19 protein-coding genes are annotated in these 17,100 nt (G+C 69.5%); 5 read left to right on the forward strand and 14 right to left on the reverse strand.

Annotated features, from left to right (window positions below; translation table 11 throughout):
* The first annotated feature begins 4 nt into the window (after positions 1 to 4).
* Entirely contained in the window at positions 5 to 313 is a 309-nt protein-coding gene (locus NHN26_RS03025) for a chorismate mutase (RefSeq protein WP_253088050.1), read from the forward strand.
* Positions 310 to 1,212, forward strand: coding sequence for a bifunctional methylenetetrahydrofolate dehydrogenase/methenyltetrahydrofolate cyclohydrolase FolD (folD, locus tag NHN26_RS03030; RefSeq protein WP_253088051.1), 903 nt, complete (start codon positions 310 to 312; stop codon positions 1,210 to 1,212). Before NHN26_RS03025 ends, folD begins: the two co-directional genes overlap by 4 nt.
* A 6-nt stretch (positions 1,213 to 1,218) precedes the next feature.
* Here the strand turns inward: folD and NHN26_RS03035 are convergent, their stop codons facing one another.
* Complete coding sequence (locus tag NHN26_RS03035; protein WP_253088052.1) at positions 1,219 to 1,653, reverse strand: PaaI family thioesterase; 435 nt, start codon at positions 1,651 to 1,653, stop codon at positions 1,219 to 1,221.
* 182 nt (positions 1,654 to 1,835) lie between these two features.
* On the opposite strand from NHN26_RS03035, the gene NHN26_RS03040 reads away from it, so the two are divergent.
* Complete coding sequence (locus tag NHN26_RS03040) at positions 1,836 to 2,612, forward strand: LytTR family DNA-binding domain-containing protein (protein ID WP_253088053.1); 777 nt, start codon at positions 1,836 to 1,838, stop codon at positions 2,610 to 2,612.
* Here the strand turns inward: NHN26_RS03040 and pdeM are convergent.
* Genes pdeM through NHN26_RS03060 form a run of 4 tightly spaced genes read right to left on the reverse strand, consistent with a single transcriptional unit; the run spans position 2,530 to position 7,085 of the window.
* Positions 2,530 to 3,234, reverse strand: a complete 705-nt coding sequence (gene pdeM / locus NHN26_RS03045; RefSeq protein ID WP_253088054.1) for a ligase-associated DNA damage response endonuclease PdeM — start codon at positions 3,232 to 3,234, stop codon at positions 2,530 to 2,532. The genes NHN26_RS03040 and pdeM overlap by 83 nt on opposite strands.
* Positions 3,235 to 3,272: 38 nt before the next feature.
* Positions 3,273 to 5,669 carry a ligase-associated DNA damage response DEXH box helicase gene (locus tag NHN26_RS03050; RefSeq protein WP_253088055.1) on the reverse strand — a complete coding sequence of 799 codons (2,397 nt, stop codon included), beginning with the start codon at positions 5,667 to 5,669 and terminating at the stop codon, positions 3,273 to 3,275.
* A 58-nt stretch (positions 5,670 to 5,727) separates the two neighbouring features.
* Positions 5,728 to 6,165, reverse strand: a complete 438-nt coding sequence (gene dtd / locus NHN26_RS03055; RefSeq protein ID WP_253088056.1) for a D-aminoacyl-tRNA deacylase — start codon at positions 6,163 to 6,165, stop codon at positions 5,728 to 5,730.
* The gene (locus NHN26_RS03060; RefSeq protein WP_253088057.1) at positions 6,162 to 7,085 is read right to left on the reverse strand and encodes a carbohydrate kinase family protein; all 924 of its coding nucleotides are present in this window, start codon (positions 7,083 to 7,085) and stop codon (positions 6,162 to 6,164) included. The genes dtd and NHN26_RS03060 overlap by 4 nt, the downstream gene beginning before the upstream one ends.
* 154 nt (positions 7,086 to 7,239) lie before the next feature.
* On the opposite strand from NHN26_RS03060, the gene NHN26_RS03065 reads away from it, so the two are divergent.
* Entirely contained in the window at positions 7,240 to 7,659 is a 420-nt protein-coding gene (locus tag NHN26_RS03065; RefSeq protein ID WP_253088058.1) for an Hsp20/alpha crystallin family protein, read from the forward strand.
* Positions 7,660 to 7,702: 43 nt separating this feature from the next.
* On the opposite strand, the gene NHN26_RS03070 is transcribed toward NHN26_RS03065, so the two are convergent.
* From NHN26_RS03070 to NHN26_RS03095, 6 genes are all read right to left on the reverse strand, one after another.
* Positions 7,703 to 8,839 carry a primosomal protein N' (replication factor Y) - superfamily II helicase gene (locus NHN26_RS03070; protein ID WP_253088059.1) on the reverse strand — a complete coding sequence of 379 codons (1,137 nt, stop codon included), beginning with the start codon at positions 8,837 to 8,839 and terminating at the stop codon, positions 7,703 to 7,705.
* Positions 8,840 to 8,857: 18 nt separating this feature from the next.
* Positions 8,858 to 9,958 (reverse strand): SPFH domain-containing protein, encoded by a 1,101-nt coding sequence (locus tag NHN26_RS03075; RefSeq protein ID WP_253088060.1) that lies wholly within the window; start codon positions 9,956 to 9,958, stop codon positions 8,858 to 8,860.
* 81 nt (positions 9,959 to 10,039) lie between these two features.
* Positions 10,040 to 10,978 (reverse strand): DUF2927 domain-containing protein, encoded by a 939-nt coding sequence (locus tag NHN26_RS03080; RefSeq protein WP_253088061.1) that lies wholly within the window; start codon positions 10,976 to 10,978, stop codon positions 10,040 to 10,042.
* Positions 10,979 to 10,985: 7 nt separating this feature from the next.
* Positions 10,986 to 12,164 (reverse strand): toxic anion resistance protein, encoded by a 1,179-nt coding sequence (locus NHN26_RS03085; RefSeq protein ID WP_253088062.1) that lies wholly within the window; start codon positions 12,162 to 12,164, stop codon positions 10,986 to 10,988.
* Positions 12,165 to 12,169: 5 nt separating this feature from the next.
* On the reverse strand, positions 12,170 to 13,084 hold the full coding sequence (locus NHN26_RS03090; protein ID WP_253088063.1) for a 5-bromo-4-chloroindolyl phosphate hydrolysis family protein: 915 nt from the start codon (positions 13,082 to 13,084) through the stop codon (positions 12,170 to 12,172).
* 156 nt (positions 13,085 to 13,240) lie between these two features.
* Positions 13,241 to 14,044: a pseudouridine synthase gene (locus tag NHN26_RS03095; RefSeq protein WP_253088064.1), complete on the reverse strand. Its 804-nt coding sequence runs from the start codon at positions 14,042 to 14,044 to the stop codon at positions 13,241 to 13,243.
* A gap of 74 nt (positions 14,045 to 14,118) precedes the next feature.
* On the opposite strand from NHN26_RS03095, the gene NHN26_RS03100 reads away from it, so the two are divergent.
* Entirely contained in the window at positions 14,119 to 14,571 is a 453-nt protein-coding gene (locus NHN26_RS03100; protein WP_253088065.1) for a nucleoside deaminase, read from the forward strand.
* A 121-nt stretch (positions 14,572 to 14,692) separates the two neighbouring features.
* Here the strand turns inward: NHN26_RS03100 and NHN26_RS03105 are convergent, their stop codons facing one another.
* From NHN26_RS03105 to fsa, 3 genes are read right to left on the reverse strand one after another with little or no spacing between them, the layout of a single operon-like run.
* A complete protein-coding gene (locus NHN26_RS03105; protein WP_253088066.1) occupies positions 14,693 to 15,616 on the reverse strand; it encodes a tyrosine recombinase XerC in 924 nt (307 codons plus the stop codon).
* Positions 15,613 to 16,320 (reverse strand): DUF484 family protein, encoded by a 708-nt coding sequence (locus NHN26_RS03110; protein ID WP_253088067.1) that lies wholly within the window; start codon positions 16,318 to 16,320, stop codon positions 15,613 to 15,615. The genes NHN26_RS03105 and NHN26_RS03110 overlap by 4 nt, the downstream gene beginning before the upstream one ends.
* Before the next feature lie 45 nt (positions 16,321 to 16,365).
* Positions 16,366 to 17,019 carry a fructose-6-phosphate aldolase gene (gene fsa, locus NHN26_RS03115; protein ID WP_132693972.1) on the reverse strand — a complete coding sequence of 218 codons (654 nt, stop codon included), beginning with the start codon at positions 17,017 to 17,019 and terminating at the stop codon, positions 16,366 to 16,368.
* Positions 17,020 to 17,100: the final 81 nt, after the last annotated feature.

Below are 17,100 nucleotides of genomic sequence, written 5' to 3' on the forward strand. Positions count from 1 at the left end.
GCCGATGATCCCGCCCCAGGACTGCCGGAGCATGGCCGAACTGCGCGCCCAGATCGACGCGCTGGACGGCGATCTGGTGGCGCTGCTGGCCGAACGCGCGCGCTATATCGACCGGGCGGCGGAACTGAAACCCGCCGAGGCCCTGCCCGCGCGGATCGGCGCGCGGATCGACGAGGTGATCGCCAGGGTCCGGGCGCGGGCCGAGGCGGAGGGGCTTGACCCCGAACTGGTGGAACGGCTCTGGCGCGAACTGATCGAATGGTCGATCGCGCGCGAAGAGGTGGCGATGGGACAGGGGGAGAACAAGGCATGAGTGCGGAAATCATCGACGGCAAGGCATTCGCCGCCACGATCCGCGGCAAGGTGGCCGAGCATGTGGCGCGGCTGCATTCCGAACACGGGCTGACGCCGGGGCTGGCGGTGGTGCTGGTGGGCGAGGATCCGGCCAGCCAGGTCTATGTGCGCAACAAGGGCCAGCAGACCGAAGAGTCCGGCATGGCCTCGTTCGAGCATCGACTTCCGGCCGAGACCTCCGAGGCCGATTTGCTGGCGCTGATCGCGCGGCTGAACGCGGCGCCTGCGGTTCATGGGATCCTCGTGCAACTGCCGCTGCCCGATCATATCGACTCGGCCAAGGTTCTCGACGCGATCGATCCGGCCAAGGATGTGGACGGCTTTCACATCTCGAATGTCGGGCTTCTGGCGACGGGGCAGAAGGCGCTGGTGCCCTGCACGCCGCTGGGCTGTCTGATGCTTCTGCGTGACCGGCATGGGTCGTTGGCGGGGATGGATGCGGTGGTCGTGGGCCGGTCGAACATCGTGGGCAAGCCGATGGCCCAGCTTCTGCTGCGCGACAGTGCAACCGTGACCATCGCCCATTCCCGCACCCGTGACCTGGCCGGGGTGTGCCGCCGCGCCGATATCCTGGTGGCCGCCGTGGGTCGGCCCGAGATGATCCCCGGCGACTGGATCAAGCCGGGCGCCACGGTGATCGACGTCGGCATCAACCGCATCCCCGCGCCCGAGAAGGGCGATGGCAAGTCGCGGCTGGTGGGGGATGTGCATTTCGACAGCGCCGTGCAGGTCGCAGGCGCGATCACGCCGGTACCGGGGGGCGTGGGGCCGATGACCATCGCCTGCCTGCTGGCCAACACGCTGACCGCGTTTTGCCGGGCGCATGGCCTGGCCGAGCCCGAGGGGCTGACCGCCTGAGCGCGGTCAGGGGCTGACCGGCACCATCGTCCCCAGCAGCGTCGCCACATGGCGGCGCGCGCCGTCCGCCTCGGCATGGACATCGGCGCGCACCACGATCAGCCGCCGCCCCGCGCGCACCACTTCGCCCCGGGCGATCAGCCGCGCGCCCATCGCGGGGGCAAGCAGGTGGATCGTCATTTCGCTGGTCACGACTTCCTGCCCCGGCGCCATCAGGCTCAGCGCCGCATAGCCCGCCGCGCTGTCGCCCAGCGAAAAGGTCAGCCCGGCATGGGCCATGCCCTGCTGCTGGCCGAATTCGGGCCGGATCGGGGCAGCGATCTCGACCAGACCGGGGGCGAGCGAGACGATATCCGCGCCGATTGTCCGCATCATGGCCTGCCGGGAAAAGCTGTCTCTGACGGTCGGATCATAGTCGGGATTGCGGGGGCTGTGGGTCATGCGCAGGGCCTCGTTGACGGGGTCGGAGTGAGGCTAGCCCGGTCCCCCGGCTCTGTGCAACTGCGGGCCGTGGCAGGGCTTGCGCGTGCAGCCCTTACGCGGCATTCTGGAGCCCGTCTAACGAATTGGCGTCTTTGCGTTTACCGCAATTCATTGGTCTGGTTAAGGTTATCCGGTTTCTGATGTCGCAAGAATTTGGTCGTGTCCTGTTTCATCCCTCGACCCTGTTGCTCTGGATCGGGCTGTCGCTCCTGCTGGCGCTGGGCGGCCCGTTCGGCACCTATGCGGCGTCCCTGTCGCAGCGCCTGGCCTTCTGGCCGCTTGTGGTCGGGGCTGGGCTGGCCGGGGGGGCGGCGCTGCGTGTCGTGCTGCGGCACCATCTGTGCTGGCTGGGGTTCTGGCAGCGTGCCCTGGTCAAGGCGGGCGTGCTGACAGCGGTTCTTGCAGTGCCGGTGTTCCGGATGGCCGAGGGTCTGGGTCCCGAGGTGATCGAGCGGGACGCGACGAAAGGTATTGCCGAGGCCGCGCTGGGCGTTTTCGGGCTGTCGATGGGGCTGAGCGCGCTGCATATCGCGCTGGCGCGACGCAGGGAGGCGGCGACGGCGGGCGCGGACTGCCCCTTGCTGAGGCGTCTGCCTGCGGAGCGGCGCGGGGCGGTGATCCGGCTGAGTTCGTCGGACCATTACGTTCAGGTCGTGACCGAGCGTGGCACGACACCGATCCTGATCCGTTTCGCCGACGCCATCGCGGAACTTGGCGGGGTCGAGGGGCTGCGCGTGCATCGTTCGCACTGGGTCGCGCTGGATGCGGTGACCGGGGCGCGGCGGTCGGGCGGGCGGCTGTTCCTGACGCTGTCGGATGGGACCGAATTGCCTGTCAGCCGCCGTCACCGCGCAGAGGTCGAGGCGCTGGGCCTTGCGCCGGGCGCATCGGAAGCGGAACCGCCCGCGTCCCGGTAAGGATGGCGATGGCCTCCTGTCCCATCAGCGCGTCCAGCACCGGGGCATCTGTCGCAAGCCCCCCGGTATAGGCACCGAAGGCGGGCAGGATCACCCGCGCCGCATCGGCCAGGAAACAGGGCCGCGCGATGCGCCGCCCGCCGAGGGAAAGCCGTGCCTTGGGGTGGTAATGGCCCGAGATCTCGGCGGTTTCGCCGGGCTGCGCGATGTGGCGGAAGGTCAGCGGGCCTTCGCGCCATTCGGCCAGATGGGTGCCGGGCAGAGTGACCGGGCCGGGATCGTGATTGCCCGCGATCCAGATCCAGCGCCGCCCCGCCATCAGACGCAGCAGCCGGTCCTCGGCCCCCGGCGGCAGGGCGCGGGCGGCCGCGTCGTCGTCGAAACTGTCGCCGAGGCAGACGACCATTCGCGGCGCGGTGCGGGCGATCTCGGCCTCCAGCCGGGTCAGTGTCTCGGCGGTGTCATAGGGCGGCAGCAGCGCGCCGCCGCGCCGCGCCAGCCGCTCGGCCTTGCCCAGATGCAGGTCGGAAACCACCAGCAGCCCGGCGTCGGCCCAGTAAAGCGCGCCGGAGGGCAGGGCGGAGAGCGGGGCGCCGGACAGGGTGAAGGCATGGGCGGTCATGGCTCGTCTTCACCCGATCCGCGACCGCCCGCAAGGGGTCAGGCCAGCCTCGCCTCGGCCATCAGCAGCTCTGCCGCGGCGTCGATCAGGCGCTGTTCCGCCGCGCCCCGAACCGGGATGCGCCCGGCCTCAAGGAACAGCGGCGCGGCCAGCGGGGTGACGCGGGGGCGGCGGATGTGGTCGATCCGGCCCTTGACGCGGGCCAGCATCGCCTCGATCCGGCCGAAATCGACCAGGCCCTTCATCGCCTCCTCGCGGGTGATCTCGAGCATCAGGTGGTGGGGGTCGTATTTCATCAGCGTGTCATACAGGATGTCCGAGGAAAACGTCGCCTGCCGCCCGGTCTTGCGCGTGCCGGGCAGGTTGCGCGCGATCAGCCCGGCGATCACGGCGGATGTGCGGAAGGTGCGCTTCATCACCGCGTTTCCCGCAAGCCAGGTCTCGAACGCGGCGCGCAGTCCGGTGGCGTCCAGCAGATCGGCCGGGGCCGTCACCTCGTCCAGCCCCCAGATCAGCGTGGCGTAATCGGTCGAGACGAAGCCCAGCGGCGCCAGCCCCGCCGCTTCCATCCGCTGCATGACCAGAAGGCCCAGCGTCTGCTGCGCGTTCCGGCCCGCGAAACCGTAGATGCACAGGTGCTGGCGGCCATCCTGCGGGAAGGTCTCGACCAGCAGCCGGTCGCGTTCGGGCAGGCGCGAGACATCGCGTTGCAGCGCCAGCCATTCGGCGGTGTGGGTGGGCAATTCGGGCCAGTCGGGCGCGCGGAACATGGTCAGGATGCGGTCCGACAGGCGGGTGGAGGTGGCGAACTTGGTGCCTGCGAAGACCGCGATCTTCGGCTCGCGGCCGGGGCTGCGGCTGACCTCGACCACCATTTCGCGCAGGCCCTCGTAGCGCACGACCTGCCCGCCGATCAGGAAGGTGTCACCCGGGGTCAGGGTCGCGGCAAAGGCCTCCTCGATCTCGCCCAGCGCCGCGCCGCCGCGCGCGGGTTTCATCCGCACCTTGAGCTTTTCCTCCTCGACGATGGTGCCAAGGTTCATCCGGATCGCCTGTGCGGCGCGCGGATCGCGCAGCGCCCAGCGCCCGTCGGGCTGGCGTTTCAGCCGCTGCCAGCGGTCATAGGCGCGCAGCGCATAGCCCCCCGTTGCCGCGAAATCGAGGCAGGCATCGAAGCGCGCGCGCGTCAGCCCGGCATAGGGACCGGCGGTGGTGATCTCGGCGAACAGGGCATCGGCCTCGAACGGCCCGGCGGCGGCGGTGGCCAGGATATGCTGGCAGAGCACGTCGCCGGGGCCGGGGCCGCGCGGTTCGCCATCCAGATCGTTCTCGCGCACCGCCTGAAGGGCTGCGACACATTCCACCACCTCGAAGCGGTTCGCGGGCACCAGCAGCGCCTTGGATGGTGCGTTGTAGCGGTGGTTCGCCCGCCCGATCCGCTGGACCAGCCGCTTGACGTTCTTTGGCGCGCCGACCTGGATCACCAGATCGACATCGCCCCAGTCGATGCCCAGATCCAGCGAGCCGGTGCAGACCACCGCGCGCAATTGGCCCGCCGCCATCGCCTGTTCCACCTTTTCGCGCGCCTCGCGCGACAGGCTGCCATGGTGGATCGCGACGGGCAGGGCGTCCTCGTTCGCCAGCCAGAGGTCGCGAAAGAACAGTTCCGCCTGCGCGCGGGTGTTGTGAAAGATCAGCGTCGTGCGGTGCCGCGCGATCTGGTCCAGCACCGCCGGGATCGCATAGCGCCCGCCGCCACCCGCCCAGGGCGGGGCCGCGCCGGTGTCGAGCATCGCGATATCGGGGGCCGGGCCGGGATCGGCTGTCAGGATCTCGCAAGGGTCCGGGTGCCGCGCGAGGAAGCGGGCGAGGGCGGGCGGATCCTCGACGGTGGCCGACAGCCCCACCCGGCGCAGGCCGGGGCACAGCGTCGAGAGCCGGGCAAGACCCAGCATCAACTGGTCGCCGCGCTTCGATTCGGCCAGCGCGTGGATCTCGTCCACGATCACCCGTTTCAGCCCCGCGAAAATGCGCGGCGCGTCCTCGTAGGACAGAAGCAGCGCCAGGCTTTCGGGCGTGGTCAGCAGGATATGCGGCGGGTCGGCGCGCTGGCGGCGGCGCTGGGTCCGGGTGGTGTCGCCGGTGCGGTCCTCGATGCGGATGGGCAGGCCCATTTCCTCGACGGGCGCGCGCAGGTTGCGCCTGATATCGGCGGTCAGCGCCTTGAGGGGCGAGATATAGAGCGTATGCAGCCCCGGGGCCGGACCTTTGGCAATCTCGGCCAGCGACGGCAGGAACCCCGCCAGCGTCTTGCCCCCGCCCGTGGGGGCGATCAGCAACAGCGCGGGCGCCCCGGAGCGGTCCAGCATCGCGCGCTGGTGGGGGTGGATGGTCCAGCCGCGCGCGGCAAACCAGCTTTCAAAGGTCTCGGGCATGAGCATCAGCCGGATCTAGCGCAAGGCGGGGCCGATTTCATGCCGTATTCGCGGGGTGCTAGGACTCGATCCAGATCGTCACCGGCCCGTCATTGACCAGCGCCACCTTCATGTCGGCCCCGAACCACCCCTTTGCCACCGGCACGCCCTGCGCGGCCAGCGCGCGGGCGAAATGCTCGTAAAGCCCTTCGCCCCGGTCGGGCGGGGCGGCGGCGGAAAAGCCCGGGCGGTTCCCGCGCGAGGTGTCGGCGGCCAGCGTGAACTGGCTGATGACCAGCGCCGCGCCGCCGGTATCCAGAACCGACAGGTTCATCTTGCCATCCGCGTCGCGGAAGATGCGCATGCGGGCGATCCGTGCGGCCAGACGGTCGGCCTCGGCCTCGGTATCGGCGGCCATGGCGCAGACGAGGATCATCAGCCCCGGACCGATATGGCCCAGCACCTCGCCATCGACGCGCACAGCCGCTTCGCTGACGCGCTGGACAAGCGCCCTCATGCCAGTTCCTCGCGCCAGGGCGGGTTCGCGCCCGCGCGGCTGACCGTGACCGCCGCGGCCCGGCTGGCCAGATCCAGCGCGCCGACAAGGGCGGCATGCGACAGGCAGCCAAGCCCCGCCTTCGACAGATGCCCCCCGGCCCTGAGTGCCGCCAGAAGCCCGGCGTTGAACGTGTCGCCCGCGCCGAGGGTATCGACCGGCTCGACCGGGCGGGCGGGAATCTCGGCCTCCGCCGTGCGGGCAAAGGCGCGGGCGCCATCGGCCCCCAGCGTCAGGACCACCAGTTTCGGGCCGCGTTCCAATAGACCGCGGGCCAGTTCCGCCGCATCGCCCGGCCCGAGAAGCCAGCGCAGATCGTCGAGCGACAGCTTGACGATATCGGCCGCCGCGATCATCGCCGCAAGACGGGTGCGCAGGGCGGCTTCGTCGGCGGCGAAACCGGGGCGGATATTGGGGTCGAGCATCGTCACCCGCGCCCCCGCCTCGCGCAGCATCAGCGCCTGATAGGCCGCGCCGCACGGCTCGACCGCCAGCGAGATGCCGCCGAGGAACAGCGCCTCGATCCGGTCGGGCAGGGTGGGCAGATCGGCGGCGGTCAGCATCCGCCCGGCGCTGTTCTCGTCGTAGAAGGCATAGCTGGCCTGGCCATCACTCAGCGCCACGAAGGCCAGCGTCGTCGGCCGGGCCGAACGGATCGCGAAGCCCGCATCGACCCCCGATGCAATCAGCGCCCGGTCCAGCATCTGGCCGAACAGATCCCCCGACAGCCCCGAGAAGAACCCGGTCGGTGCGCCCAACCGGCCCAGCGCGATCGCGGTGTTGAAGACCGACCCGCCCGGATGCGGCACGAAGGCCGGTTCGCCCGCCCCGGTCCGGCCGGGCAGCATGTCGATCAGGGCCTCGCCCGCACAAAGGATCATGGCGCATCTCCTTGCCGTGTCCCAGCCATACCCGGCCCCTTGGCCCGGCGCAAACCCGCCGCGCGGCGTCGCGCCTTGACGGCCGTCAACGACAGGCGGGCAGGGGCGGGGAATCCTGCGGCCATTGCAGCATTCCACTAGACAGGAGGTCGAGATGGTCGAGAAATCGCACAGCGCGGGCTTCTGGCCCTCGCTTTACGAACCCTTCCGCGGGCTTGGCGCGCGGATGGCCGACTGGTTCGCGCCCGCATCCGAGGCGTCGGTCGGCGAGGACGGCTACAGCATCCGGATGGAACTGCCGGGGGTCGAGGAAAAGGACGTCAAGGTGTCGCTGGCCGATGGCGTCGTCACCGTGCGCGGCGAAAAGCAGTCGAGCCGCGAGGAAAAGGGCGAGACCTGGTATTTCAGCGAACGCGAATATGGCGCGTTCTCGCGCAGCTTCCGGTTGCCGCCCGATGCCGATGCGGGCGCGGTCAAGGCCGACCTGAAGGACGGCGTGCTGACGGTCAGCATCGGCAAGAAGGCGTCCGACGAGACGGCAGGCAGCACCGAGATCCCGATCGGCCGGGGCTGAGGATGCGTGGCGTTCCGGGGCAAGGGGGGGTGCCCCGGACGCCCTATTGCCAGTCGACCATGCCCACGGCGCCCTGATCGAGCGCCACCAGATAGCCCACCGCCCCCGCAAGGATCAGCCCCAGCAGGACGGCAAGGGCGATCTTCCAGACCGACCAGGGCCGTTCACCCTGCACCCGCCCCGTGCGCCCGTTCACCACGAAGCGATAGCTCTTGCCGCGATAACGATAGGCGGCCAGCCAGACCGGCAGCAGGATATGCTTGAAGGTGACGTCCGAAACCTCGGTATCCAGCCGGTCGATGCGTTGCTGGTCGCCGCCGATGTCGCGCATCACGTCGCGCCGGATCTGGCCGTCCATGACCGCGCGCGCCGTGGCAAGGCCCTGCTCCAGACCGACGGTATAGCCCTCGGCGCCGAACCCCGCGAGATAGTCGGGCCGGTAGGGTTCCAGTTGCGCAAGGTCCCAGGGTTGCAGCCCGTCGGTATGCCGCCGCGGCAGGCTGGTCGAGCCCAGCACCAGCACATCGTCGAAATCCCGCGCCACCCGGCCCGAAACCGGGCTCCAGCGGATCGTCTGCACCCGCTCGGCCTGGCGCTGGCCGTTGCGTGTGACCATCCGCGTCTCGTAATGGATCGTGCCGCGCGCGCCGGAATAGCGTGACCTCGTCCGGGCGTCATAGGTCCAGAAGGGGACATAGATGCCCTGCATCGGGCGGCCCCGGCGGGCGAATTCGGTCAGTCCCGAGGGTGCGAACCATAGCCGGCCCAGCCAGTCGGTCATCGCCTTGTGCGCCTCGCGTTCGCTGAGCGCGAAGGGCAGCACGGCCTGCGGCTTGATCCGGCGCTGGCGGCCGGTATCGGTGACGACGGGGGTCGCGCAGAACGGACAGGAAGCGGCATGGGTCTGGTCGTCCAGTTCGACCTCGGCGCCGCAATTGGGGCATTTCAGCCGCCGCACCTCCTCCATGTCGTCGGGGGGCAGGGCGGCGGCCAGCGCGGCGCGATAGTCCAGCTCGTGCAGGTGCCGCGCGTCCGGTCCCGCCCCGGCGATCGGTTCGGCATGGCCACAATGGGCGCACACCAGTTGCCGCGCGCCCGGATCGTAGCGCAGGTTCGCGCCGCACTGGTCGCAGGGGAAGCGGTGGTCATGCGGCGCGGGCGGGGGCGCGGTGTCGGGCATCGGGCGCAGGCGGCGCGATCAGGCGTCAGGCGGGGGCGGAGGGGGCGCGACGGTGAAAAGCTGGGCAAGCTCCGTCACCTCCTCGGCGCGTTTCCAGCCGTCCTGGCCCGGGGTCCAGACGAGACTCTCGCGCCGGAGCGTTCCGGCCATCGCCATCCGTCCCAGATCGGCCTTGGAGAATGGCCCCGTCGTCGCGCCCTTCTCGGCGATGTGCCAGACATGTTCGACCGGCGGGGGCGGCGGGGCGGCGCCGGGCATCGGCCCCCATGGCCCCTGCTGCGCGATCTGTGCGCCCATCGCCATGCCCATCCCGGCGCCGAGCCCCGCGGCCATGCCGCCGCCCTCCTGGCCTTGCGCCGATGTCATCGCCTCGGCCGCCGAATACTGGGTGAACCGGCCCAGATCGCCCGCGATCCCCATAGAGGTGCGCTTGTCCAGCGCCTTTTCCACCTCGGGCGGCAGGCTGATATTCTCGATGTAGAATTCGGGCATGCTCAGCCCGTAAGCCTCCAGCGTCTTCGAGACTTCGGTCGCGATCAGCCGGCCCAGGTCGTCGGTATTCGCCGCCATGTCCAGCACCGGGATGCCGGACCGCGCGATCACCCGGGAAAATTCCTGCACGATGATGTTGCGGATCTGGAAGGCGATCTCGTCGCGGGTGAACTCGCCATCGGTGCCCACGATCTCGACCATGAAGCGGGCGGGGTCGGTGATGCGGATCGCGCAGGTCCCGAAGGCGCGCAGCCTGAGCGGCCCGAATTCCGGATCGCGCAGGATCACCGGGTTCTTGGTGCCCCATTTCAGGCCGGGAAAGCGGGTGGTGGCGACGAAATAGATCTCGGACTTGAAGGGCGAGCGGAAGCCGTGATCCCAGTGCTGCAGGGTCGTCAGCACCGGCATGTTGTTGGTCTCCAGCATGTAGAGCCCGGGCGTGAACACATCGGCCAGTTGCCCCTCATGGACGAAGACGGCGGCCTGCCCCTCGCGCACGGTCAGCTTGGCGCCATACTTGATCGCGTGGCCCTGCCGCTCGAACCGCCAGACCATGGTATCGCGGGTATCGTCCACCCAGTGGATGACGTCGATGAACTCGCCGGACAGGAAGTCGAAGATGCGCATGGGTCTGGTCCTTCGGGTCGGGTTGCTCCGAGTATACGCGCGACGCCCCGCTCAGGTCACGCACAAGCGCGACCCCGCCGGTCAGCTTTCGCCCCCCATCAGTTCCGTCGCGATGGTCTCGATGATGGGGCGGGCCTCGGGCTCGCGCATGCCGGGGCGCAGGCGGCGGTCGTAGAGGATGCGAAGCAGCAATTCGTCATGCGGTGTGAGCAGCGCGAATTCCTCGTCATCGTTGAAGATCGAGGGGCGGGCGGTCGGGCTGTCATTGGCCAGCCCCAGCCCCTGGGCCAGTTCCTCGTGGATGCAGGACCGGCGCAGACGGTCGGGATGTTCGCCCCGGATCACCGCGACCGCGTGGGAATAGACGCTCGACTCGCCGCTGGAAAACGCCAGCACCAGGCAGAAGGTCGAGCGCGGCATGCCCTCGATCGTGCGGATGGCGGTGGCGTCGATGCCGGGCACCATCGCACGCAGGCGCGGCCCGATGGTGCGGCGTTCGTCCTCGTTCAGGATCAGGATGTGGAAATTCGCCTTTTCCGGTTCGACCTGCCGCATCGCCAGCCCGGTCAGCCCGGACAGCCGCCGGGCATAGGCGTCGATCTCGGCCCGGTCCTTCGCGCGCCGCGTTTCGGTCACGGTGTCGCCGAAGACCAGCCCCAGCCCGATCGGCTGTTGCCAGCGGCGCAGTCGGCTGGGCGTTTCGCGCGGCACAAGCGCGCCCGCGCGCGTGACATATTCATCGTAAAGCGCGATGCGGATGAAGTTCTCGACCACGGCCCGGCGCGCGAAGGGCGCGTCGGGGGCAGCGCCCTCGGTCCGGAGCAGCCCGCGCGACAGAAGGTCGGCCTCCACCCGTGCAAAATGCCGGGCGATCGCCTCGCTTTCAGGCGAGGGCGCTGGGCGCACCAGATCGGGGCGCGGCACCGGGCGCGGGCTGGTCGCAGGGGGCGCGACCTGACAGCCGGCCAGCGCCCCCAGGACGAAACCGCATATCAGAAGGGGGCGGAGGCGCAGCTTCACCGAAGTATCAGGCCCCCGGAACCGCGCCCGCGGCCTGCGCGCGGGACTTGGCAGAGGCCAGCGTGTCGCGCAGTTCGGACTCCATCTTCTTGAGGTCTTCCTCGGCCCGGGCGCGGTGCGCCTTGCCCGCGTCGGCGATCTGCAGGCTTTCCTCGATGGTGGCGACCAGCGTGGCATTGGCCGTCTTGACCGCCTCGATGTCGAACACGCCACGCTCCATCTCTTCGCGAACGATCTTGTTGGCCTCGCGCAGGTTCTCTGCATTGGCGGTCAGCAGCTCGTTGGTCAGGTCGGACGCTGCGCGCACCGCCTCGGCCGCTTCGCGCGAGCGCTGGATCGTCACCGCCTGCGCAAGCTGGGTTTCCCAGAGCGGCACGGTATTGACCAGCGTCGAGTTGATCTTGGTGACCAGCGACTTGTCGTTTTCCTGCACCAGCCGGATCGAAGGCAGCGACTGCATCGTGACCTGGCGGGTCAGCTTGAGATCGTACACGCGCCGTTCCAGATCGTCCCGCGCGGCGCGCAGGTCGCGCAGCTCCTGCGCCCTGATGACCTGGTCGCCCTCGGGCGCGGCGCTGACCGCGGCCTCGCGCGCGGGGATGTCGCGGCTGTCCAGATCGGCCAGCTTCGCCTCGCCTGCCGCGATGTAAAGCGCCAGTTCGTCGTAGAAGCCCAGCGTCTTTTCATAAAGCTTGTCCAGCGACTTGATGTCCTTGAGCAGCCGGTGCTCATGGGTCAGCAGATCGTCGGTGATCTTGTCGATCTGGCCCTGCACGGTCTCGAACTGCGCCATGAAATTCGCGATGGGCGCGGCACGGCGGGTCAGTTTCTCCCACCAGCTGCGCTTGCGCCCGGCATCCAGTTCGCTGACCGAAAAGCCGCGGATCGTGGTCACGATCTCGCGCAAGGAGTCGCCCGCGGGCCCAGCATCCTTGTTGCGCACATCGGCCAGCATCGCCTGGCTGATCTGTTGCAACTCGGCCTGGGCCGAGGCGCCGAAGGAGATGATCGAGCCGCTGTCGGCCATGTCGATCTCGGCCATGCGGGTGCGGATGCCCAGCGCCTGCTTGTCGTCGGCGGCGGCCAGCGGCACCACCTCGGCGGCGGGGGCGGGCAGAATCACGGCGCTCAGTTGCTCGACCTCGGAAAGGGCGGCCTGGGCCTTCTGTCTGACGTTCTCGGACATGGTTTTCACTCTCCAGAATTTGGCATGGCGGACGCAGTGCGCACGCCTTCACGCTGCAGCCTGTCGCGCAGCACTTCGATTTCGACGTCCAGATCGGCCCGGTCGTCCAGCAACAGGGCGCGCGTTCGGGCCGCGAAATTTTCCTCAAGATCGTTCAGCAGCGCCTCGTAATCCGCCCGCACGCCCGCGTCGCGGGTGCGGGCGTAAAGCTCGGCGAACTTCACGGTCGCATCACGCGCGCCCAGCAGGTAGACCACCAGATAGCGCCGCGCGGACGTCAGGTCGCGGGGATCTTCCTCGACCGAGCGGAACATCTCGCGCACGGTGGCCTGGAACCGCTCGAGTCGCGCCTCCAGCCGCCGGTCGCCCGCGCGAAGGATCGCCTCGGACATGGTGCGCAGGTGCTTCTCGGCCTCGTCGATCACGCGCGCCACCCGCTCGCGCTGCAGGCTGTCGGCGCCCTCGATCCCCTTGTCGCGCATCGGGTCCACACCAAAGGCGGCGGAGTGCAGGACGATCCCGAGGACGGCAAAGATCGCGGGGGCCAGGAACCCCGCACCGGGCGCCATGCCCGCCAGGAACAGTCCCGCCCCGGTGAGTGCCGAGCCGAACATCTTGCGCGGGATCGCCGGGCGGCGGGCGACCTTGCGCGCGGCCCAGGCATCCTCGGCCTTCAGCCCCTCGCGCGTCAGCCAGGCCGCCAGCAGAAGCACGCCCAGCGCGATCAGCGTGAGCGCCATCCCGGTCGGATCGGACAGGAAGGCGCGCGGCACAAGGGCCAGCGGCACCACGAACATCAGGTTGGCCCGGCCGCGGGACCGGGCGGCACGCTGGCCCTGGAACGGGTGACGCGGCGGCGGCGCGCTCCCGTCGCCGGGCCGCGGATCGGGGCTGTATTTCCCGCCATAGCGCTGTGCCATCAGCCGCCCCCCACGATCGCGACATAGAGGATCAGCGCGACCAGCAGGAAGAACGCCAGTTTCTGTAGCCCGGATTCGGACATCGACCCATCCCGTTTCGCTCTCCCCATCATATGGGATGCGAGCGCGTTCCGAAAAGCAAGCCCGACGCGGGCCTCAGCGCCGCTTCGGCGGCCCGGCCTTGCGTACCGTGCGCTTCGGTCGCGGGGGTGTCGCCGGCTGGAAATCGTGGTCGAGCCCCAACTGGTCGCGCAGCACGCGCGAGCGCACCTCCTCGACCTCGCCGGGTTTCAGATCGGCCAGCCGGAACGGGCCATAGCCCACGCGGATCAGCCGGTTCACGACCAGCCCCACCGCCTCCATCGCGCGGCGGATCTCGCGGTTCCGGCCTTCGCGGATACCCACGGTGAGCCAGGCATTCGCGCCCTGCTGGCGGTCAAGGCTCACTTCCATCGGCTGGAACCGCTCGCCCTCGACGGTGATGCCCGCGCGCAGGGGGGCCAGCGTCTCGTCCGACGGTGTGCCCTTGATGCGGACGCGGTACTTGCGCAGCCAGCCGGTCGAGGGCAGTTCCAGCCGTCGCTTGATCGCGCCGTCATTGGTCAGCAGCAGCAGCCCTTCGGAATTGAGGTCGAGCCGGCCCACCGACATCACCCGCGGCATGTCCTCGGGCAGGGCGTCGAACACGGTGGGGCGGCCCTTCTCGTCCTTCTCGGTGGTCACCAACCCGCTGGGCTTGTGATAAAGCCACAGCCGCGGGGGTTCGGCCTCGGCGATGGGCTGGCCGTCGACCTCGATCCGGTCCTTGGCGGTCACGTTCAGCGCGGGGCTGTCGATCCGCTTGCCGTTGACCGCGACGCGGCCGGCCTCGATCATGCGCTCGGCCTCGCGGCGCGAGGCGATGCCGACGCGGGCCAGCACCTTGGCGATGCGATCGCCCTCTGGGGTATCCTGTTCCATGGGCATCGTTTACGCGGGTTTCGGGGCGTGGGAAAGCGGCTTGCGCGGGGGCGGGGCTGGGGCGATGAAGGGGGATGAGCCCGTTTCGCAGCCATATGGAAACCGCCCTTGCCGAGGCCCGCGCCGCCGCCGCACGCGGCGAGGTGCCGGTGGGCGCGGTTGTCGTTTCACCCCAAGGCGTTGTGGTTTCCGCCGCGGGAAACCGCACGATCGAGTTGCGCGATCCCACGGCGCATGCCGAGATCCTGGCGATCCGGGCGGCCTGTCAGACGTTGGGATCCGAGCGGTTGGGGGGGTGTGATCTTTATGTCACCCTGGAGCCTTGCCCGATGTGTGCCTCGGCGATCAGCCAGGCGCGGATCGGGCGGCTGTATTACGGGGCGGCGGATCCGAAATCGGGCGGCGTGGCGCAGGGGCCGCGCGTGTTCGAGCATCCGCAATGCCACCATGTTCCTGAAATCTATGACGGAATCAACGCGGCCGAGGCCGAGCGGCTGTTGCGCGAGTTCTTTGCCGCGCGGCGCTGAACCGGCGCGGGGGGCGGTTTCGCCGGGCTGCGACGAGGTGCTGGCCGTTATCGGAATTCCATCGGACTTTCATCGGAATTCCATCGGACTTTCATATGGCAGATCGTCGGGCTGTCCGCGGTCAGGCGCGGGGATGGGCGGCCTCGTAGACCTCCATCAGGCGGGCGGTGTCGACGGCCGTATAGGCCTGGGTGGTCGAGAGCGAGGCGTGGCCCAGAAGTTCCTGGATCGCGCGCAGGTCGCCGCCTGCGGCGAGCAGATGCGTGGCGAAGCTGTGGCGCAGGGCGTGCGGCGTGGCGGTGGCGGGCAGGCCGAGCCGACCCCGCGTCTGTTCCATCGCGCGGGCGACGAGACGGGCATTGAGCGGGCCGCCGCGGGCACCGCGAAAGAGCGGCGCGTCGGGGGCCAGTTCGAACGGGCAGAGCCGCAGATAGGTGGCGACCGCCTCGCGCGCGGCGGGCAGGACGGGCACGATGCGTTCCTTGCCGCCCTTGCCGACGATCCGCAGGCTGTCGGGCAGGGGCGCGTCGCGGCGCAGAAGGCCCAGCGCCTCGGAGATGCGCAGCCCGCAGCCATAGAGCAGCGTCACCACCGCCCCGTCGCGCGCCGCGATCCAGGGGTCGCGCGCGCTGTCGCCGACCGTGTCGAGCACCGCGCGGGCGGCATCCTCGGCCAGCGGGCGGGGCAGCTTGCGCCGGATTTTTGGCGCGCGCACCGACAGCACGGCGGTCGGCTCGAACCCCTCGCGCCGCCCATACCAGCGGAAGAAGCCCTTGACCGCCGACAGCGCCCGGGCGAGCGAACGTGCGCCCAGCCCCCGGCCGCGTTCATGCGCCATCCAGGCGCGCAGGTCGCGCAGCTCGATCGCGGCCAGCCGCGCAGGCCCCGCGGGCGCCCCGTCATATTCCGCAAGGAAGGCCAGAAAGCCGGTCACGTCCGCGCCATAGGCGCGGATCGTGTTCGCGGCCGCGCCGTTCAGGGCGCGTTCCTCGGCCAGCCAGTCCGACAGCGCCGCCCGCGCGGCGGGGCTCAGCGCAAGGCTCATCCCAGGAAGCGGCGCATCGTCCGTTCGACGAGGCCCGCGAAGAAGGTCAAGAGGTCCGTGCCCTGGTTCGGCGCGAATTGCTGCGCATCCTCGGAGCCCATGGCGAGCATGCCCGGCAGCCGGTCGGGGCCGAAATCCAGCCTGAGCAGCGCCTCGGAGCGGATCGGGCTGCGCCTGTCGCCGTAAAGCGCGCCGTTTTCCGGCAGCTTCTGGCGCAGGGTCACGACGCGCGCGCCGCGCCCATGCAGACCGCCCGCATAAGCCTCGACAAAGCCTTCGGGGGCGAGTTGCACCACCGCGCCCAGCCGGGACAGCGCCTCGGCCGCGTCGCCCTGATGGCTTTCCAGCACCAGCCGCAGGCCGTCGAGCCGCAGGATCGCGGCCACCTCGCCCGAGAGCGTGGCGATGAAGTCCGGAAAATCCCCGGGCTCCAGCAGGGCCAGCGCGGCGCGGTGGATCTGGTTGGTGCCCGACAGGTTCTCGTAGGCGGCGGCGATGACGGAGCGGTGGGTTTCCTCCAGCCGGTCGAGCCGGGCCTCGAGCCGTTCCATCGCGATGCCGCGCAGATCGACGATATTGGCGCCCATCATCCGTTCGTTCGCGGCGACAAGCGCGCGCATCACGTCCGGGTCGTCGAGGATCACGTCGGGATCGGCCAGAATCTGCGCGCGAAGATCGTCCGCGACGGCGGGGGAACTGCTCATGTCTGCCTCGTTGTTATGGTCGTTTTGTGCGATCTTACACCAAGGCTACAGGATTTTCTGCCCCGTTTTTTCCCAATCCGCCAGGAACGTGGCCAGACCCTTGTCGGTCAGCGGATGGGCGGCCATCTGTTTCAGCACGCCGGGCGGCGCGGTGACCACATCGGCGCCGATCTTCGCGGCGTCGGTCACATGGTTGACCGTGCGGATCGAGGCGGCCAGTATCTGCGTCCCGAAGCCGTAATTGTCGAAGATCGTCCTTATGTCGGCGATCAGGTCCATGCCGTCGAGATTGATGTCATCGAGCCGCCCGATGAAGGGCGAGACGAAGGTTGCGCCCGCCTTGGCGGCCAGAATCGCCTGCGCGGCGGAAAAGCAGAGCGTGACATTGACCATGTGCCCCTCGCCGCTGAGCGCCTTGCACGCCTTGAGCCCGTCCCAGGTCAAGGGCACCTTGACCGCGATATTGGGGGCGATCCGGGCAAGCTTGCGGCCCTCCTCGATCATCGCGGGTGCCTCGGTCGCGATCACCTCGGCCGAGACGGGGCCGGAGACGATGCCGCAGATCTCGCGCGTGACCTCGAGGATGTCGCGGCCCGATTTCAGGATCAGCGAGGGGTTGGTGGTCACGCCATCGGCCATGCCGAGATCGTTCAGTTCGCGGATCGCGTCCACATCGGCGGTATCGACGAAGAATTTCATGGGGCTGCCTCGGGGCTGGATGCGTCTTGTCGCGCCCGTGATAGCCGAGGCGGGGATCGGGCGGAACCCCGTCTTTGGGCG

Source organism: Rhodovulum tesquicola (genome assembly GCF_024128855.1).
In the GTDB taxonomy this organism is placed as follows: domain Bacteria; phylum Pseudomonadota; class Alphaproteobacteria; order Rhodobacterales; family Rhodobacteraceae; genus Rhodovulum; species Rhodovulum tesquicola.

Bases quoted from the DNA above. Each gene is read 5' to 3' on its own strand.
- NHN26_RS03025 (WP_253088050.1), top strand. From the start codon at position 5: ATGATCCCGCCCCAGGACTGCCGGAGCATGGCCGAACTGCGCGCCCAG.
- folD (WP_253088051.1), top strand. From the start codon at position 310: ATGAGTGCGGAAATCATCGACGGCAAGGCATTCGCCGCCACGATCCGC.
- NHN26_RS03035 (WP_253088052.1), bottom strand. From the start codon at position 1,653: ATGACCCACAGCCCCCGCAATCCCGACTATGATCCGACCGTCAGAGAC.
- NHN26_RS03040 (WP_253088053.1), top strand. From the start codon at position 1,836: ATGTCGCAAGAATTTGGTCGTGTCCTGTTTCATCCCTCGACCCTGTTG.
- pdeM (WP_253088054.1), bottom strand. From the start codon at position 3,234: ATGACCGCCCATGCCTTCACCCTGTCCGGCGCCCCGCTCTCCGCCCTG.
- NHN26_RS03050 (WP_253088055.1), bottom strand. From the start codon at position 5,669: ATGCCCGAGACCTTTGAAAGCTGGTTTGCCGCGCGCGGCTGGACCATC.
- dtd (WP_253088056.1), bottom strand. From the start codon at position 6,165: ATGAGGGCGCTTGTCCAGCGCGTCAGCGAAGCGGCTGTGCGCGTCGAT.
- NHN26_RS03060 (WP_253088057.1), bottom strand. From the start codon at position 7,085: ATGATCCTTTGTGCGGGCGAGGCCCTGATCGACATGCTGCCCGGCCGG.
- NHN26_RS03065 (WP_253088058.1), top strand. From the start codon at position 7,240: ATGGTCGAGAAATCGCACAGCGCGGGCTTCTGGCCCTCGCTTTACGAA.
- NHN26_RS03070 (WP_253088059.1), bottom strand. From the start codon at position 8,839: ATGCCCGACACCGCGCCCCCGCCCGCGCCGCATGACCACCGCTTCCCC.
- NHN26_RS03075 (WP_253088060.1), bottom strand. From the start codon at position 9,958: ATGCGCATCTTCGACTTCCTGTCCGGCGAGTTCATCGACGTCATCCAC.
- NHN26_RS03085 (WP_253088062.1), bottom strand. From the start codon at position 12,164: ATGTCCGAGAACGTCAGACAGAAGGCCCAGGCCGCCCTTTCCGAGGTC.
- NHN26_RS03090 (WP_253088063.1), bottom strand. From the start codon at position 13,084: ATGGCACAGCGCTATGGCGGGAAATACAGCCCCGATCCGCGGCCCGGC.
- NHN26_RS03095 (WP_253088064.1), bottom strand. From the start codon at position 14,044: ATGGAACAGGATACCCCAGAGGGCGATCGCATCGCCAAGGTGCTGGCC.
- NHN26_RS03100 (WP_253088065.1), top strand. From the start codon at position 14,119: ATGAGCCCGTTTCGCAGCCATATGGAAACCGCCCTTGCCGAGGCCCGC.
- NHN26_RS03105 (WP_253088066.1), bottom strand. From the start codon at position 15,616: ATGAGCCTTGCGCTGAGCCCCGCCGCGCGGGCGGCGCTGTCGGACTGG.
- NHN26_RS03110 (WP_253088067.1), bottom strand. From the start codon at position 16,320: ATGAGCAGTTCCCCCGCCGTCGCGGACGATCTTCGCGCGCAGATTCTG.
- fsa (WP_132693972.1), bottom strand. From the start codon at position 17,019: ATGAAATTCTTCGTCGATACCGCCGATGTGGACGCGATCCGCGAACTG.